16 protein-coding genes and 1 riboswitch are annotated in these 17599 nt (G+C 61.7%); of the genes, 7 read left to right on the top strand and 9 right to left on the bottom strand.

Going from position 1 to position 17599, the window contains the following annotated elements:
• Window positions 1-28: 28 nt before the first annotated feature.
• The 6 genes from fba to tkt all read right to left on the bottom strand — a co-directional run bounded on the left by fba (window position 29) and on the right by tkt (window position 6324).
• Window positions 29-1093 (bottom strand): class II fructose-bisphosphate aldolase, encoded by a 1065-nt coding sequence (fba, locus tag TU75_RS02945; RefSeq protein ID WP_003234513.1) that lies wholly within the window; start codon window positions 1091-1093, stop codon window positions 29-31.
• A 215-nt stretch (window positions 1094-1308) separates the two neighbouring features.
• Window positions 1309-1641 (bottom strand): MliC family protein, encoded by a 333-nt coding sequence (locus TU75_RS02940; RefSeq protein ID WP_015373160.1) that lies wholly within the window; start codon window positions 1639-1641, stop codon window positions 1309-1311.
• 47 nt (window positions 1642-1688) lie between these two features.
• Window positions 1689-1916, bottom strand: coding sequence for a hypothetical protein (locus TU75_RS02935; RefSeq protein WP_003234516.1), 228 nt, complete (start codon window positions 1914-1916; stop codon window positions 1689-1691).
• Between the two features lie 32 nt (window positions 1917-1948).
• Entirely contained in the window at window positions 1949-3112 is a 1164-nt protein-coding gene (locus tag TU75_RS02930; protein ID WP_060548157.1) for a phosphoglycerate kinase, read from the bottom strand.
• A gap of 17 nt (window positions 3113-3129) precedes the next feature.
• Entirely contained in the window at window positions 3130-4188 is a 1059-nt protein-coding gene (epd, locus tag TU75_RS02925; RefSeq protein WP_060548156.1) for an erythrose-4-phosphate dehydrogenase, read from the bottom strand.
• Between the two features lie 138 nt (window positions 4189-4326).
• Window positions 4327-6324 carry a transketolase gene (gene tkt / locus TU75_RS02920; protein WP_003234522.1) on the bottom strand — a complete coding sequence of 666 codons (1998 nt, stop codon included), beginning with the start codon at window positions 6322-6324 and terminating at the stop codon, window positions 4327-4329.
• A gap of 271 nt (window positions 6325-6595) precedes the next feature.
• Between tkt and TU75_RS02915 the strand changes: the two genes are divergently transcribed.
• The 5 genes from TU75_RS02915 to mltA all read left to right on the top strand — a co-directional run bounded on the left by TU75_RS02915 (window position 6596) and on the right by mltA (window position 12245).
• Window positions 6596-7591, top strand: coding sequence for an ArsR/SmtB family transcription factor (locus TU75_RS02915; protein ID WP_015373162.1), 996 nt, complete (start codon window positions 6596-6598; stop codon window positions 7589-7591).
• A gap of 19 nt (window positions 7592-7610) precedes the next feature.
• Window positions 7611-8801 carry a methionine adenosyltransferase gene (gene metK / locus TU75_RS02910; protein ID WP_060548155.1) on the top strand — a complete coding sequence of 397 codons (1191 nt, stop codon included), beginning with the start codon at window positions 7611-7613 and terminating at the stop codon, window positions 8799-8801.
• 107 nt (window positions 8802-8908) lie between these two features.
• Window positions 8909-10570 (top strand): NAD-dependent DNA ligase LigB, encoded by a 1662-nt coding sequence (gene ligB / locus TU75_RS02905; RefSeq protein WP_082630274.1) that lies wholly within the window; start codon window positions 8909-8911, stop codon window positions 10568-10570.
• A gap of 40 nt (window positions 10571-10610) precedes the next feature.
• Window positions 10611-11006: a DUF1090 domain-containing protein gene (locus TU75_RS02900; RefSeq protein ID WP_003234530.1), complete on the top strand. Its 396-nt coding sequence runs from the start codon at window positions 10611-10613 to the stop codon at window positions 11004-11006.
• A 42-nt stretch (window positions 11007-11048) separates the two neighbouring features.
• A complete protein-coding gene (gene mltA, locus TU75_RS02895; RefSeq protein WP_003234532.1) occupies window positions 11049-12245 on the top strand; it encodes a murein transglycosylase A in 1197 nt (398 codons plus the stop codon).
• A gap of 275 nt (window positions 12246-12520) precedes the next feature.
• Here mltA and TU75_RS02890 read toward each other — a convergent pair whose 3' ends face one another.
• A complete protein-coding gene (locus TU75_RS02890; protein WP_003234534.1) occupies window positions 12521-12907 on the bottom strand; it encodes an MAPEG family protein in 387 nt (128 codons plus the stop codon).
• 194 nt (window positions 12908-13101) lie between these two features.
• On the opposite strand from TU75_RS02890, the gene TU75_RS02885 reads away from it, so the two are divergent.
• Window positions 13102-14361 carry a cation:proton antiporter gene (locus TU75_RS02885; RefSeq protein WP_057006562.1) on the top strand — a complete coding sequence of 420 codons (1260 nt, stop codon included), beginning with the start codon at window positions 13102-13104 and terminating at the stop codon, window positions 14359-14361.
• Here TU75_RS02885 and TU75_RS02880 read toward each other — a convergent pair.
• Both TU75_RS02880 and TU75_RS02875 read right to left on the bottom strand, forming a co-directional pair.
• Window positions 14355-15245, bottom strand: a complete 891-nt coding sequence (locus TU75_RS02880) for a formate/nitrite transporter family protein (RefSeq protein ID WP_003234537.1) — start codon at window positions 15243-15245, stop codon at window positions 14355-14357. The genes TU75_RS02885 and TU75_RS02880 overlap by 7 nt on opposite strands.
• 75 nt (window positions 15246-15320) lie before the next feature.
• Window positions 15321-15725, bottom strand: a complete 405-nt coding sequence (locus tag TU75_RS02875; protein ID WP_003234538.1) for an acyl-CoA thioesterase — start codon at window positions 15723-15725, stop codon at window positions 15321-15323.
• Window positions 15726-15912: 187 nt separating this feature from the next.
• Window positions 15913-16018: riboswitch (S-adenosyl-L-homocysteine riboswitch) on the top strand.
• Between the two features lie 21 nt (window positions 16019-16039).
• On the opposite strand from TU75_RS02875, the gene ahcY reads away from it, so the two are divergent.
• Window positions 16040-17449 (top strand): adenosylhomocysteinase, encoded by a 1410-nt coding sequence (gene ahcY / locus TU75_RS02870; protein ID WP_015373191.1) that lies wholly within the window; start codon window positions 16040-16042, stop codon window positions 17447-17449.
• Window positions 17450-17599: the final 150 nt, after the last annotated feature.

The raw sequence follows: 17599 nt of genomic DNA, 5'->3' as shown, positions 1-17599 counted from the left end.
TTCTTTTAAATCAACTCAACGCTCAGGATCAATTCACCTTAGCGTTCAACTCACCCTTCAAATACCGCTGATACATCGCTTCCAACGAAATCGGCTTGATTTTCGAAGCATTGCCCGCCGTACCAAACGCTTCATAACGCGCAATGCACACATCACGCATCGCAGTCACGGTGGCGCCGAAGAACTTGCGCGGGTCGAATTCGCTCGGGTTGGTGGCCATCAGGCGACGCATCGCACCGGTGGAGGCCAGGCGCAGGTCGGTGTCGATGTTGACCTTGCGCACGCCATGCTTGATGCCTTCAACAATTTCTTCAACCGGCACGCCGTAGGTTTCTTTGATGTCGCCGCCGTACTGGTTGATGATCGCCAGCCACTCCTGGGGCACGGAGGAAGAACCGTGCATCACCAGGTGGGTGTTGGGGATGCGCTTGTGGATTTCCTTGATGCGGTCGATGGCCAGTACGTCGCCGGTCGGCGGCTTGGTGAACTTGTAGGCGCCGTGGCTGGTGCCGATGGCGATGGCCAGGGCATCGACCTGGGTCTTTTTCACGAAGTCAGCGGCTTCTTCCGGGTCGGTCAGCATCTGGCTGTGATCCAGCACGCCTTCGGCGCCAATGCCGTCTTCTTCGCCGGCCATGCCGGTTTCAAGCGACCCCAGGCAACCCAGCTCGCCTTCCACCGAAACGCCGCAGGCGTGAGCCATGGCCACGGTTTGCTGGGTGACGCGTACGTTGTACTCGTAGTCAGTGGGGGTCTTGCCGTCTTCGCCGAGGGAGCCGTCCATCATGACCGAGCTGAAGCCCAGTTGGATGGAGCGCTGGCACACGTCAGGGCTGGTGCCATGGTCCTGGTGCATGCACACCGGGATGTGCGGGAATTCTTCGATAGCGGCGAGGATCAGGTGACGCAGGAACGGCGCACCGGCGTATTTGCGGGCACCGGCCGACGCCTGGACGATCACGGGGGAGTCGGTCTTGTCAGCGGCTTCCATGATGGCGCGCATCTGCTCAAGGTTGTTGACGTTAAAGGCTGGGACGCCATAGCCGAACTCGGCTGCGTGGTCCAGCATTTGACGCATGCTGATAAGTGCCATTGTGTTGTCTCTCCCGGTAGAGGGTCGTTAATCGTGCAAGCCTGCCGTAGCGGCGGCTGCTATTCAAGTTATTGCAGATCAAGGGGTTAAGCTTGATCTGCTGAATCGTTATTGCAATGTCCGGCTCACACATAAGTCACTTTGGAACCGGATCAATGTGGGAGCTGGCTTACCTGCTCCCACACTTGGATCTCATTTATCTTGAGATCGTGTTCTTACTGCGCCTTACAGCCGCGCCCAATCAAATCATCGGTGGCGACCCAGTAAACCAGGCCTTCCTCACCTTTTGTGTGAAACGCCAATTGGCCGTCGCTATACAGCACACCCGAGGCAGCAACCTCTTGCTTTAGGCGATAGACCTGGTCCGAACCGCCGAGGCGTACATCCACTTCGGAGCGGGCCGCATTGGCAAAGCGCCAGTTCACCTCGGCCTTGCTGTCGCACGTCCAGGTCGTCCACTTGTCAGCCGGCTCAGCCTTGCTGAACATGTTCATGCTGCTGCAACCGCCCAATAGGGCCACTGCCGCCAGGGCGAAAACGCCTTTCATTGCCAATCCTCGCAGGGCGGCCAACGGCCGCCAGTTGATCAGACCCATCAAGGGCAACCCTGTTCCTGACCGTTGGGCGCGGCGTCATATTTCTCCAGCCGTTCGTTGCCGATGCGCTTGTTGATCACCGGCATGGTCTCGGCTTGCCAGTCGGCCTGGTAGCAGCTCTTGTTCTGCGGCGCATCTGCCTTTTCGGGCGCAGGCGGCGCGCTGGGCGTGCTGCCGCAGCCGGCCAGCAGGCCCGCTGCGATCACCAGTGCCAACGACTTGATCATGGGAATGCTCCTTTTCCGGATCATGACGGGGCTCAGCCCTTGGCCCGGCTTTCCAGCACTTCCACGGCCGGCAGGACTTTGCCCTCGACGAACTCAAGGAACGCGCCGCCACCGGTGGAAATGTAGGAGATCTGATCAGCAACGCCATATTTATCGATGGCCGCCAAAGTGTCGCCACCACCGGCGATGGAGAATGCCGAGCTGTCGGCGATGGCCTTGGCCAGCACTTTGGTGCCGTTGCCGAACTGGTCGAATTCGAACACGCCGACCGGGCCGTTCCACAGAATGGTGCGGGACGCCTTCAGCAGTTCAGCAAAGTTGGCTGCGGTTTGCGGGCCGATATCCAGAATCATGTCGTCATCGGCAACGTCGGCGATGAGTTTGACGGTGGCCTCGGCGCTTTCCGCGAACTCCTTGGCAACGACCACATCGACCGGCAATGGCACGCTGACCTTGGCGGCAATGGCGCGGGCGGTGTCCAGCAGGTCCGGCTCGTACAGGGACTTGCCCACCGGGTGGCCGGCTGCGGCGAGGAACGTGTTGGCGATGCCACCGCCGACGATCAACTGGTTGCAGATCTGGCTGAGGCTGTTGAGTACGTCCAGCTTGGTGGACACTTTCGAGCCAGCCACGATGGCCGCCATCGGCTGTGCCGGCGCGCCCAGCGCCTTGCCCAGTGCATCCAGTTCAGCCGCCAGCAATGGGCCGGCAGCGGCAACCTTAGCGAACTTGGCCACGCCGTGGGTCGACCCTTCGGCGCGGTGGGCGGTGCCGAAAGCGTCCATCACGAACACGTCGCACAGGCCCGCGTATTGCCGGGCCAGTTCGTCGCTGTTCTTTTTCTCGCCCTTGTTGAAGCGCACGTTCTCGAACAGCACGATGTCGCCGGCTTTCACCTCGACGCCATCCAGATAATCGGCCACCAGCGGCACGTCACGACCCAGGGCCTTGCTCAGGTATTGCGCCACCGGCTTGAGGCTGTTTTCAGCCGAGAACTCACCTTCGGTCGGGCGACCCAAGTGGGAGCAGACCATCACGGCCGCACCTTTTTCCAGAGCCAGCTTGATGGTCGGCAGCGAGGCCAGGATTCGCGCATCGCTGGTGACTACACCGTCCTTGACGGGGACGTTGAGGTCTTCGCGAATCAGTACGCGCTTACCTTGCAGATCGAGGTCGGTCATCTTCAACACGGTCATGGGTCGCAGTTCCTGAATTACTGTTGAGGTTGTTGGGGTGAGGCCACTTGCAGGTAGTGCTGGGCGACGTCGAGCATGCGGTTGGCAAAGCCCCATTCGTTGTCGAACCAGGCCAGGATGTTCACCAGCCGTGGGCCGGAGACGCGAGTCTGGCTGGCGTCGACAATCGCCGAATGCGGGTCGTGGTTGAAATCACAACTGGCATGGGGCAACTCGGTGTAGGCCAGCAGGCCTTTGAGCGGGCCGCGGGTGGCAGCGTCGCGCAGTATCCGGTTGACCTCCAGCGCATCGGTATCGCTGATGCTCTGCAGGGTGATGTCCAGGCAAGACACGTTCACCGTCGGCACCCGTACGGCTTTGGCCTGGATTCGTCCGGCAAGTTCCGGCAGCAATCGCTCGATGCCACGGGCCAGGCCGGTGGACACCGGGATCACCGACTGGAACGCCGAGCGCGTGCGGCGCAGGTCTTCATGATGATAGGCGTCAATCACCGGCTGGTCGTTCATCGCCGAGTGAATGGTGGTGATCGACACGTAATCGATGCCGATGGACTGGTGCAGCAGGCGCAACAGCGGCACGCTGCAGTTGGTGGTGCAGGACGCGTTGGACACCAGCAGCTCGGCGCCGGTCAGGCAGTCCTGGTTGATGCCGTAGACGATGGTGGCGTCGACATCCGCCTCGCTGGCCATCGGCTGGGAAAACAGTACACGCGGCGCACCGGCGTCGAGAAAACGCTGGCCGTCGGCGCGAGTGTTATAGACACCGGAACATTCCAGCACCAGGTCGACGCCCAGTGACTTCCAGTCGATGCCTTCGGGGGTGGCACTGCGCAGCACTTGCACGCAGTTGCCATTGATATGCAGACAATCGTCTTCAACCCGCACTTCGCCTGGGAAGCGGCCGTGGGTGGAGTCAAAGCGTGTCAGGTACTCGATGCTGGCCATGTCGGCCAGATCGTTGATCGCGACAATCTCAAACCCGGCTGCCGCCCCTCGCTCGAACAGCGCACGCAAGACGCAACGACCAATGCGGCCGTAGCCGTTGAGTGCAACTTTGTAGGGACGCGGTGGGGCCATGGGGTTCTCGATCAAGGTTAGTTCGGTGTTGAATGCACCATCGCCATCGCGGGCAAGCCCGCTCCCACAGTAGACCGCAATCCACCTGTGGGAGCGGGCTTGCCCGCGATAGCGCCAGTACAGACAACGCAGACTGACTTAGTCTTCCAGCAGCTCTTCAGCCTGACCCAGGATGTTTTCCAGGGTGAAGCCGAACTCTTCGAACAACGCAGGCGCCGGCGCCGACTCACCGTAGGTGGTCATGCCGATCACGCGGCCTTCCAGGCCCACGTACTTGTACCAGTAGTCGGCGTGTGCCGCTTCAACGGCGATACGCGCGCTGACCTGCAACGGCAAAACCGATTGCTTGTAGCCGGCGTCCTGGGCTTCGAACACGCTGGTGCACGGCATGGACACAACGCGTACGTTGCGGCCTTGCGCGGTCAGCTTGTCATAGGCCTGCACGGTCAGGCCCACTTCGGAACCGGTGGAGATCAGAATCAGCTCGGGCTCGCCGATGCAGTCCTTGAGCACATAACCGCCACGGCTGATGTCGGCGATCTGCGCGTCGGTACGCACCTGATGCTGCAGGTTCTGACGCGAGAAGATCAGCGCCGAAGGGCCGTCCTTGCGCTCGATGGCATGCTTCCAGGCCACGGCGGATTCCACCGCGTCGGCTGGGCGCCAGCAATCCAGGTTCGGCGTGGTGCGCAGGCTGGTCAGTTGCTCGACCGGCTGGTGCGTCGGGCCATCTTCGCCCAGGCCGATGGAGTCGTGGGTGTACACATGGATCACGCGCTTTTTCATCAGCGCGGCCATGCGCACGGCGTTGCGCGCGTATTCCATGAACATCAGGAAGGTGGCGCCGTAAGGCACCAGGCCGCCGTGCAGGGACACACCGTTCATGATGGCGCTCATGCCGAACTCGCGCACACCGTAGTACATGTAGTTGCCGCTGGCGTCTTCGGCCGACACGCCTTTGCAGCCTTTCCACAGGGTCAGGTTGGAACCGGCCAGGTCGGCCGAACCGCCGAGGATCTCGGGCAGCAGCGGGCCAAAGGCGTTCAGGGTGTTCTGGCTGGCTTTACGGCTGGCGATGGTTTCGCCCTTGGCCGCGACTTCGGCGATGTAGGCCGAGGCTTTTTCCGAGAAATCGGCAGGCAGGTCACCGGCCAGGCGACGCACCAGTTCGTTGGCCAACTCCGGGAATTCGGCGGAGTAGGCTGCAAAACGCTGATCCCACTCGGCTTCAGCAGCCAGGCCTTTTTCCTTCGCGTCCCATTCGGCGGCAATGTCGGCCGGAATTTCGAACGGGCCGTAGTTCCACTTCAGCGCTTCGCGGGTCAGGGCGATTTCCGCGTCACCCAGAGGGGCGCCGTGGCAGTCTTCCTTGCCCTGCTTGTTCGGCGAGCCGAAGCCGATGGTGGTCTTGCAGCAGATCAGGGTCGGCTGCACGCTCTTGCGCGCGGTGTCGATGGCAGTCTTGATTTCTTCCGGATCGTGGCCGTCGACGTTGCGGATCACCTGCCAGTTGTAGGCTTCGAAACGTTTAGGCGTGTCATCGGTGAACCAGCCTTCGACTTCGCCGTCGATGGAGATGCCGTTGTCATCGTAGAAGGCAATCAGCTTGCCCAGGCCCAAGGTGCCGGCCAGGGAAGCGACTTCGTGGGAAATGCCTTCCATCATGCAGCCATCACCCAGGAACACATAGGTGTGGTGATCGACGATGTCATGGCCAGGACGGTTGAACTGCGCGCCCAGGACTTTTTCAGCCAGCGCAAAACCCACGGCGTTGGCCAGGCCCTGGCCCAGGGGACCGGTGGTGGTCTCCACGCCCGGGGTGTAGCCGAATTCCGGGTGACCCGGGGTGCGGCTGTGCAACTGGCGGAAGCTCTTGAGGTCGTCGATGGTGACGTCGTAGCCGGTCAGGTGCAGCAGCGAATAGATCAGCATCGAGCCGTGGCCGTTGGACAGCACGAAGCGGTCGCGGTCGGCGAAGGAGGGATTGCTCGGGTTGTGTTTCAGGTAATCACGCCAAAGTACCTCGGCGATATCCGCCATGCCCATCGGGGCACCGGGATGGCCGCTGTTGGCTTTTTGCACGGCATCCATGCTGAGGGCACGAATGGCGTTGGCACGCTCACGACGGCTGGGCATCGCTGTTCTCCTGCGGATATTGAATCGAGAATGAATAAAAGAAACGAAAAAAGGACCGGCATTTTCCCTCAGCCACCGCCTGCGGGCAATGACAGATACTCACTTGAGGCCCTTTTTCCTGTGGCGGGTGTACCAATGCCCTGTAGAACAGTGCCACCCACTCGTTCAGAAGACAGAACGGCGTCTTATAACCGCCACTTATCGCTCAATATCAAAACTTTTTGATATTGGTCTTGCAGGGACTCCACCCCGTCACTAGACTGCTGGCCTTATGAACATGACCGTGCCTTCCCTGCGTCCCGACGATAGCGATGAGCTGGCCGCCCTGTGCAAGGCCGCCGGTGATCCGTTGCGCCTGAACGTATTGCGCGCGCTGGCCAACGATTCGTTTGGCGTATTGGAGCTGTCGCGGATCTTCGCCATCGGTCAGTCCGGCATGAGCCACCACCTGAAGGTGCTGGCCCAGGCCGACCTGGTGGCCACACGCCGCGAAGGCAATGCGATTTTTTACCGACGCGCCCTGCCCCACACCGAGTTGCTCGGCGGCAAGCTGCACGGCGCCCTGCTCGAAGAAGTCGACAACCTGCACCTGCCCGGCGACGTACAAACCCGCATCAGCGAAGTGCATGGGCAACGCGCAGCCGCCAGCCAGGATTTTTTCTCACGGGTGGCCGAGAAGTTCCGTGCCCAGCAGGACTTGATTGCCGGCCTGCCTCAGTACCGCGAAAGCGTATTGGCGCTGCTCGACAAGTTGAGCTTCAGTAACAAGGCCACCGCACTGGAAGTCGGCCCCGGCGACGGCGGTTTCCTGCCGGACCTGGCGCGGCGCTTCGTGCAGGTTACAGCGCTGGACAACAGCCCGGCGATGCTGGAGCTGGCCCGCCAGCTGTGTGAACGCGAGGCGCTGGGCAATGTCACCCTGCAACTGGCTGATGCGTTGAGCGACACGCCCCTGCAGGCCGACTGCGTGGTGCTGAACATGGTCCTGCACCATTTCGCCGCCCCGGCAGACGCCCTCAAACAAATGGCCGGGTTGCTGCACCCCGGCGGTAGCCTGCTGGTTACAGATTTATGCAGCCACAACCAGAATTGGGCCAGGGAGGCCTGCGGTGATCTCTGGTTGGGTTTTGAACAGGACGATCTGGCCCGTTGGGCCACCGCTGCGGGACTCGTTCCCGGGGAAAGCCTCTATGTAGGTTTACGTAATGGTTTCCAGATCCAGGTCCGCCATTTTCAGCGACCGGCTGGCGACACTCACCATCGGTAAATATCAGGAAATCATCGAGATGAGCGAATACTCCCTTTTCACCTCCGAGTCCGTGTCTGAAGGGCATCCGGACAAAATCGCCGACCAGATTTCCGACGCGGTGCTGGACGCCATCATTGCTGAAGACAAATTCGCCCGCGTGGCGTGCGAGACGCTGGTGAAAACCGGTGTAGCGATCATCGCAGGCGAAGTGACCACCACCGCCTGGGTCGACCTGGAGCAGATCGTTCGTGACGTGATCACCGACATTGGCTACAACAGCTCCGACGTTGGCTTCGACGGCGCCACCTGCGGCGTGATGAACATCATCGGCAAGCAGTCCCCGGACATCAACCAGGGCGTGGACCGCGCCAAGCCGGAAGACCAGGGCGCCGGTGACCAGGGCCTGATGTTCGGCTACGCCAGCAACGAAACCGACGTACTGATGCCGGCGCCGATCACCTTCTCGCACCAGTTGGTGCAGCGTCAGGCCGAAGCGCGCAAATCCGGCGTGCTGCCGTGGCTGCGCCCGGATGCCAAGTCTCAGGTCACCTGCCGCTACGAAGGCGGCAAAGTCGTCGGCATCGATGCCGTGGTGCTGTCGACCCAGCACAACCCGGACGTTTCCTACGCCGACCTGCGTGAAGGCGTGATGGAGCTGATCGTCAAGCACGTGCTGCCGGCCGAGTTGCTGACCAAGGACACCCAGTTCCACATTAACCCGACCGGCCAGTTCATCATCGGCGGCCCGGTGGGTGACTGCGGGCTCACCGGGCGCAAGATCATCGTCGACAGCTACGGCGGCATGGCCCGTCACGGCGGCGGTGCGTTTTCGGGCAAAGACCCGTCCAAGGTGGACCGTTCGGCCGCCTACGCCGGTCGTTACGTGGCCAAGAACATCGTGGCCGCTGGCCTGGCCGAGCGCTGCGAGATCCAGGTTTCCTACGCTATCGGCGTGGCCCAGCCTACGTCGATTTCGCTGAATACCTTTGGCACCGGCAAGATCAGCGACGACAAGATCGTCAAGCTGGTGCGTGAGATCTTTGACCTGCGCCCTTACGCGATCACCACCATGCTCGACCTGCTGCACCCGATGTACCAGGAAACCGCAGCCTACGGCCACTTCGGTCGTACCCCTGCGCAGAAGACTGTCGGCGACGACACCTTCACCACGTTCACCTGGGAAAAAACCGACCGCGCCAACGACCTGCGCACCGCCGCCGGCCTGTAACTTCGGCAAGCGGAAATACCCGGTAAAAAGCCCCGCCCTGTCGGGGCTTTTTTGTGGCTGGGGGAATCATTTAGGCTGAGGACCCTTTTCGAGCAAGGATGCTCATCATGCGTCTGGCGATTGTTCTCTTACTCTGTACCCTGGCCTGTCGAGCATGGGCCCAGGACTGCCCCCCACAAGCGCAAACGCAGGTTGGTACCCTGGCTGAACAGATACGATTGTGGGACGACAGCTACCATCGACTGGGTCAGTCGCCCGTCAGCGATGAACTCTACGATCAGGCCCGTCAGCGCTTGGCCAGTTGGCGCGAGTGTTTCCCCCAGACCACCACGGTCGCTGATCAGCCATTGGCCAGCGCACGGGGAACGTTGCGCCATCCGGTCGCCCATACCGGTCTGGAAAAGCTGGCCAACGAAGCGGCAGTCGCCGCCTGGCTGGGCAGCCGGCATGACGTATGGGTGCAGCCCAAGGTCGACGGCGTTGCAGTCACGCTGCTGTACCGCAAAGGCCGTTTAACGCAGGTGATCAGTCGCGGCGATGGCCTGCTTGGCCAGGACTGGTCGGTGTCCGCGCGCAGAATCCCCGGTATTGTCCAGCAACTGCCGGAGCCCCTCGACCTGCTGCTGCAGGGCGAACTCTACTGGCGCCTCGACGACCACGTGCAATCGGCGCAAGGCGGCCTCAACAACCGCGGCAAAGTGGCCGGCCTGATGAACCGGCGGCAGTTGAGCGACGCCGAGGCCGCCGGCATCGGCCTGTTCGTCTGGGCCTGGCCGGAAGGCCCGTCCTCCTTCGTCGAGCGCCTGACCAACCTTGAACGCTTGGGTTTCACCGACACCCTGCGCTACAGCCGTCCCATTCAGAGCATCACCGACGCCACACACTGGCGCGCCTATTGGTACAACCAGCCCCTGCCTTTCGCCAGCGACGGCGTGGTGCTGCATCAGGCGCAGCGCGCACCCGCCGAGCGCTGGAAAGCCAGCCCGCCTTACTGGGCGGCCGCCTGGAAATACCCGGCGGCCAAAGCCCTGGCGCTGGTGCGTGACGTGCAGTTCAAGATCGGCCGCACCGGACGCATCACGCCCATACTGGAACTCGAACCGGTGCGGTTGGAAGACCGGCAGATCAGCCGGGTGAGTGCCGGCTCGCTGAAGCGCTGGCAGGCCCTGGACATACGCCCTGGCGACCAGGTGTCGATCACCCTGGCCGGCCAGATCATCCCGCACCTGGATCAGGTCATCCTGCGCAGCACCCACAGGGAGGACCTGGCCATACCCGACCCGCGTCACTATCACGCCTTGAGTTGCTGGCAACTGGACCCGGGGTGCGATGAGCAGTTACTCGCACGCCTGACCTGGCTAAGCGGTAACCAGGGACTCGCACTGCCCCATATGGGTCGCGAAACCTGGAGCCTGTTGATCGAGGCAGGTCTGATCGCCAGCCTGCTCGATTGGTTGACCCTGGATGCGACAGAGCTTGCTAACATTGACGGCTTCGGTGATCGCAGCCGCGCGCGGGTCATTGACAGCCTGCACAGCGCCCGGCAACGGCCGTTCGCGCAATGGCTCAAAGCCTTGGGCGTACCGCCTGCGGCCCGCAACAATCTGGAAGGCGACTGGCAGACGCTGGTCGCCAGAGACCACCAGGCCTGGCTCGCCATCGATGGCATCGGTCCGGGACGCGCGGCGCAACTGAGCGCTTTTTTTCGCGACCCGCACGTGCTGAGTCTGGCTGAAACTTTACGGGTGGCCGGTATAGACGGCTTTTGAACCTTGCCAGCCCCCTTCGATTGCGACCCTGGAGTAATACATGAAATTTCTAGCCCCTTTCGCCCTGTTTACCGTCGCCAGTTTCATGACCATGCCGCTGCTGGCCGCGCAAGAAGCCGACCCACTCACCGGCTGCGCCGCCAAGCGCCAGGCCATCAGCACCCAGATCGAGCAGGCCAAGACCCAAGGCAACGGCGCACAGCAGGCTGGCCTGGAAAAAGCCTTGAGTGAAGTCACCGCCAACTGCACCGACGCGTCCCTGAAGAAGGAACGCGAAAACAAGGTGCTCGACGCCAAGCACGAAGTCAGCCGCCGTCAGGCCGATCTCGACAAGGCGATGAAAAAGGGCGATGCCGACAAGATCAACAAGCGCAAGGACAAGCTCGCCGAGTCACGCAAGGCATTGCAGGACGCCGTGGAAGAGCTCGACCAATAACAGCCGTCAGTGATCGCGAAATCGTTTTCAGGAAGTGCATGCATGAATGTCACCGTTAAACCCTGGGGCCGCCGCCTGGCGTGGGCCCTCCCGATGATCGCGCTGCTGGCCGGCTGCGACATGGGCAAAGACACCGGCAACGTCGCCGTTGAACCAGAGCCTGCCAAGCCGCACGCCATCGCCACGTATGTCGGCGCGCCGTGGGAGGCCTTGCCGGCCGTGTCCGACAGCGATCTGCTGGCCGGGTTCGAATCCTGGCGCAGCGCTTGCCAGCGGCTCAAGGCCGACCCGGTCTGGGGCACTACCTGCGCCGCAGCGGCCAGCGTGCCCACCGATGCCGTGGCAGTGCGCGGTTTTCTCAAGGAGCGCTTGGATGTGTTCGGCCTGCGCTCGGCGCAGGACAGCGCAAACGGCTTGATCACCGGCTATTACGAGCCGGTCTACCCCGGCAGCCTGACCGAAACCGCCAGCGCCCATGTGCCGGTGTACGGTGTGCCGGACGACCTGATCATCGTCAATCTGGAGAGCATCTACCCCGAACTCAAGGGCAAGCGCCTGCGCGGGCGCCTTGAAGGCCGCGTACTCAAGCCCTATGACGATGCGGCCACCGTTAACAGCCAAGGCTCCACGGCCAAGCCGATTGCCTGGCTGACCAACCCCATGGACCTGCAATTTCTGCAGATCCAGGGTTCCGGGCGCATTCAACTGGCCGATGGGCGCCAACTGCGCGTCGGCTATGGCGACCAGAACGGCTATCCCTACCGCCCCATTGGACGCTGGCTGGTGGAGCAAGGCGAGCTGAAAAAAGAAGACGTGACCATGGGCGCCATCAGCGCCTGGGCCAAGGCGAACCCGCAACGCATCCCCGAATTGCTGGCAAGCAACCCCAGCTACGTCTTCTTCAGCGCCCGTCCCGACAGCAACGAAGGCCCACGCGGCTCGCTCAATGTGCCCCTGACCGCCGGCTACAGCGTGGCGGTGGACCGCAAGGTCATACCGCTGGGCAGCCTGCTGTGGCTGTCGACCACAAAACCGGACGGCTCACCCATCGCCCGACCGGTGGCCGCGCAGGACACCGGCGGCGCAATCACCGGCGAAGTGCGTGCAGATCTGTTCTGGGGGACCGGCGAGGCGGCGGGTGAGTTGGCAGGGAACATGAAGCAGCAAGGCCAGATCTGGATGCTCTGGCCCAAGGGCGTAGCGTTGCCGCACGTACCGGATGCGCCGACCGGGACCTGACAACGCTATCGCCCAGCACAAACTGAGGCTTTGTTGAGAGCAGGTCTGTTGTGGCGAGCGGGCTTGCCCCGCGTTGGGGTGCGAAGCGCCCCCCCCCAATCCAGCAACACGCGGTGTACCTGATACGGCTCAGCGCCTGGTTGTGGGGCTGCTGCGCAGCCCAACGCAGGACAAGCCTGCTCGCCACAGGGAGTCTGCGCTTAACTGAACGGCATTGGGGCAAGCCCGCTCGCCACAGATCAGCCCCGCCAAGACAGGCAGGCTTGCATCAGGCTTCAGATCGAAACGAAGAAGAAGCTCGCGATCAGCGCCATACCCACAAGCCACACCACCGAACGCAGCATCGCCCAGTCCGCCAGGTAGCAAATGATGTACAACAGGCGACTGGTGATAAACAGCACCGCCAGCACATTGATGGTCACCAGTTCGGCCGTGCCGGCCAGGTGCGCGATGATCACCGCTGCAGCGAACGCCGGTGTCACCTCAAAACTGTTGAGTTGCGCACTGTGGGCGCGCTTGGCAAACCCATCGAGGGTGTCCAGGTAGGCGCGGGGGTCGTGGTTCTGCCGTGGGCCGAACTTGCCGCCGCTGAATTTGGCTACTCCCGTGCACAAATAAGGCAAAAAAATCGCAATCAATACACACCAGAACGCTACCGTCATCACTGAATTCCTTTTGTCGTTTTATGCAGCGATTAGACTTCTAGCACTAAAAATGCCCAATCGCACCTAATCGCTTAGGTGCCATGGCACGCAGAAAGGTTCTATCGCGCTTTCGCCCTGGCGACCTGCAACCTCATGTTGATATTGCGGTCCATGCCCCATCAATCACTTTGCTTCTCTTCCAAGGACCCCGGATGCTTGAACTTGTCGCCGCCTTCATTTGCCTCACCACCCTGCTCACCTATGTGAACTATCGGTTTATCGGGCTGCCGCCCACCATCGGCGTGATGGTCACTGCGCTGCTGTTTTCCCTGATTCTGCAAGGCCTGAGCTTTCTCGGCTTTCCTGGCCTGGAAGAACGCATCCAGCAGCTCATCGGCCAGATCGACTTCGGCGACCTGCTGATGAACTGGATGCTCTCGTTCCTGCTGTTCGCCGGCGCCCTGCACGTCAACCTCAACGACCTGCGCAGCTACCGCTGGCCCATCGGCCTGCTGGCGACCTTCGGCGTACTGATCGCCACCGTGGTGATCGGCAGCCTGGCTTACTACATCTTTGCCCTGTTCGGCTGGCACGTCAGCTTCCTGTACTGCCTGCTGTTCGGCGCGTTGATTTCGCCCACCGACCCGATTGCGGTGCTGGGCGTTCTGCGTACCGCCAACGCCTCGAAGCCGCTGAAGACCACCATCGTCGGCGAGTCGCTGTTCAACGACGGCACTGCGGTGGTGGTGTTTACCGTGCTGTTGGGCATCGCACAGCTGGGAGAAACCCCCACGGTGGGCGCCACCGCAATGCTGTTCGCCCATGAGGCGATTGGCGGCGTGGTGTTCGGCGGACTGATCGGCTACCTCGTGTACCTGATGATCAAGAGCATCGAGCAGCATCAGATCGAAGTGATGCTGACCCTGGCGCTGGTGATCGGCGGCTCGGCGATGGCGTCCGAATTGCACGTCAGCGCGCCGATTGCGATGGTGGTGGCCGGCCTGATCATCGGCAACCTGGGGCGCAAGCTGGCGATGAACGACATGACCCGGCGCTACCTGGACGGCTTCTGGGAATTGCTCGACGACATGCTCAACGCGCTGCTGTTTGCGCTGATTGGTATGGAATTGCTGCTGTTGCCGTTCAACTGGCTGCACGTGTTTGCGGCCAGTTTGCTGGCGGTGGCCATCCTGCTCTCGCGCCTGCTCACCGTGGCGCCGGCGATTCTGCTGCTGCGACGCTGGCGCACTGTGCCACGCGGCACCATTCGCATCCTCACCTGGGGCGGACTGCGCGGCGGCGTTTCAGTGGCCTTGGCCCTGGCGTTGCCGCTGGGCCCGGAACGCGACCTGTTGTTGAGCATCACCTATATCGTGGTGCTGTCGTCGATCCTGCTGCAGGGGCTGAGCATCGGCAAATTGGTCAAGCGCGTGACCCGGGGTGAACCCGAGGCCACGCCCGACGCTCACTGATCCTTCTTCTTCACCTGCTGCGGATGCCTGGGGTCCGCAGCCTGTTTGCCGGGCAGGCTGCCTTCGCTGCGGATCTGCGCATGGCTGATCAAGGCAAAAATAAAGCTGCCGCCGATGATATTGCCGGCCAGGGTCGGGCCGGCGAACACCAGCCAGAAGTCATGCCACGACAGCTCACCGGCAAACACCAGGTAGGACACCTCCGCCGAGCCGACGACGATGTGGGTGAAGTCGCCCAGCGCCATCAGGTAGGTGATGAGGATGATGATCCACATCTTGGCGCTTTCCATCGACGGAATCATCCACACCATGGTGGCGATCATCCAGCCCGAGATGATGCCCTTGGCAAACATCTGACCCGCGTCGTTTTCCATGATCTTGCGGCCGATCTCGAGGAAGGCCATGTCGGTCTTGGCGTCAAAGATTGGCAGGTGCAGCATCACATACGCCACCAGCAAGGTGCCGCACAGGTTGCCCACCAGCACCACCGACCACAGGCGCAACAGCCGGCCGACATTGGCCAGCGTCGGCTTGCTCATCACCGGCAGCACGGCGGTCAGGGTGTTTTCGGTAAACAGTTGCTGGCGCGCGAGGATCACCGCCAGGAAGCCTGCGCAATAACCGAAGCTGGCGATGACCTTGAAGGCTTCACCGTCCGGCAGGCGTGAGTTGAGCAACCCCATGGCCATCAGCGACAGGCCCATGGTCAAGCCGGCGGCCAGTGCTGACCACCACAGTGCGGCGACATTGCGCTCCAGTTCCTGGTCGCCCTGAGTGCGGATAATTTCGTGCAGCACCGCCGCGCGAGGCGGCTGGTTCTCGTCTACGTCCTGCTGCTCTTCCTGCGACAGGTTGGGAGTCTTGCCGTCTGCTTGCGTGGCCATGGTGATACCTGAACGGGGGGCGATGTTCAGGTACGACCTATGGCCATTCAATAGCGTTCACTGGCCCCGGCAGTATTATTCGCTGAGGCCATCTCCCTGGAATTGGTCCTTCACGTACTTGATCTCGGTACGCCCGTGCGGCGCGGGCAAACCGTCCTCGCCGAGGTTCACGAAGACCATTTTCTCGACGGTCAGGATGCTCTTGCGGGTGATCTTGTTGCGCACTTCACAGGTGAGCGTGATGGAGGTTCGGCCGAACTCGGTGGCCGTAATGCCCAGCTCGATGATGTCGCCTTGGCGCGAGGCGCTGACGAAGTTGATTTCGGAGATATATTTGGTGACGACGCGCTGGTTGCCCAGCTGGACAATCGCATAGATCGCCGCTTCTTCGTCGATCCAGCGCAGCAGGCTGCCGCCGAACAGGGTGCCGTTGGGGTTGAGGTCTTCGGGTTTAACCCATTTGCGGGTGTGGAAGTTCATGGGTGACGGGCTCCGAGGGGTTTGAACGATAGAGTTCACCCCCCAGCTTCAAGTTTCAAGCGACACGCTGCAAGTAAAAGCCGATTCGCTTTTACTTGCAGCGTGTCGCTTGTTACTTGCCACCGGCCGGATAAAGAAAGCTATAATCGCCCCCGATTCAGAACGGCCACCACCGTTCTCCCGCCACCTGTCCGAGGGGCGCTGCAGCAGGTTCACCCTGTCAGGCTCGGATGGGGCGTTGCCCGGCCAGGTTTCACGGCTGGATACCAAACGCACAACGGCGCCCATTCGCACACTACGAATGGAGGCTCTCTATGAGCGCTGTCATCACGCCTGCAGAATTCAATGACTACAAAGTCGCCGACATGTCCCTCGCCGCCTGGGGCCGTCGCGAAACCTTTATCGCCGAATCCGAAATGCCTGCCCTGATGGGTCTGCGTCGCAAGTACGCCGCTGAGCAGCCGCTCAAGGGCGCGAAGATTCTCGGCTGCATCCACATGACCATCCAGACTGCCGTGCTGATCGAAACCCTGGTTGCCCTCGGTGCCGAAGTGCGTTGGTCGTCGTGCAACATTTTCTCGACTCAGGACCAGGCCGCTGCTGCCATCGCCGCTGCCGGTATCGCGGTATTCGCCTGGAAAGGCGAGACCGAAGAAGAGTACGAATGGTGCCTGGAGCAAACCATCCTCAAGGATGGCGCGCCATGGGATGCCAACATGATCCTCGACGACGGCGGCGACCTGACCGAGCTGCTGCACAAGAAGTACCCGGCCATCCTCGACCGCGTCCACGGCGTGACCGAAGAAACCACCACCGGCGTGCACCGCCTGTTGGACATGCTGGCCAAGGGCGAACTGAAAATCCCGGCCATCAACGTCAACGACTCGGTGACCAAGAGCAAGAACGACAACAAGTACGGTTGCCGTCACAGCCTCAACGATGCCATCAAGCGCGGCACCGACCACCTGCTGTCGGGCAAGCAAGCGCTGGTGATCGGTTATGGTGACGTGGGCAAGGGTTCGTCCCAGTCCCTGCGTCAGGAAGGCATGATCGTCAAGGTTTCCGAAGTTGACCCGATCTGCGCCATGCAGGCCTGCATGGACGGTTTCGAAGTGGTTTCGCCGTTCATCGATGGCGTCAATGACGGCACCGAGGCAAGCATCGACAAGGCCCTGCTGGGCAAGATCGACCTGATCGTCACCACCACCGGTAACGTGAATGTCTGTGATGCGAACATGCTCAAGGCCCTGAAAAAGCGCGCCGTGGTGTGCAACATCGGCCACTTCGACAACGAGATCGACACCGCTTTCATGCGCAAAAACTGGGCATGGGAAGAAGTGAAGCCGCAGGTGCACAAGGTTCACCGCACCGGCGCCGGCCAGTTCGATCCACAGAACGACGACTACCTGATCCTGCTGGCCGAAGGCCGCCTGGTTAACCTGGGCAACGCCACCGGTCACCCAAGCCGCATCATGGACGGCTCGTTCGCCAACCAGGTACTGGCGCAGATCTTCCTGTTCGAACAGAAGTACGCCGACCTGTCGCCCGCCCAGAAAGCCGAGCGCCTGACCGTGGAAGTACTGCCCAAGAAACTCGACGAAGAAGTGGCCCTGGAAATGGTCCGCGGCTTCGGCGGCGTGGTGACCCAACTGACCAAGACCCAGGCCGACTACATCGGCGTGACGGTCGAAGGCCCGTTCAAGCCGCACGCTTACCGCTACTGATCGGCCTTGCTGGCGCCGGCTCTTCTGTGGGAGCCGGGCTTGCCCTCGATGCAGACGCCTCGGTGTTCCAGTAACACCGAGCTGATGCTATCGCAGGCAAGCCAGCTCCCACAGAAAGCCAGGCACCCGCATCGATTGCGTATGCCTTCC

This window comes from Pseudomonas poae (assembly GCF_001439785.1).
Classification (GTDB): Bacteria; Pseudomonadota; Gammaproteobacteria; order Pseudomonadales; family Pseudomonadaceae; genus Aquipseudomonas; species Aquipseudomonas poae.
Note: the sequence above shows the minus strand (reverse complement) of the source record. Positions and strands in the feature narration are given on the sequence as shown.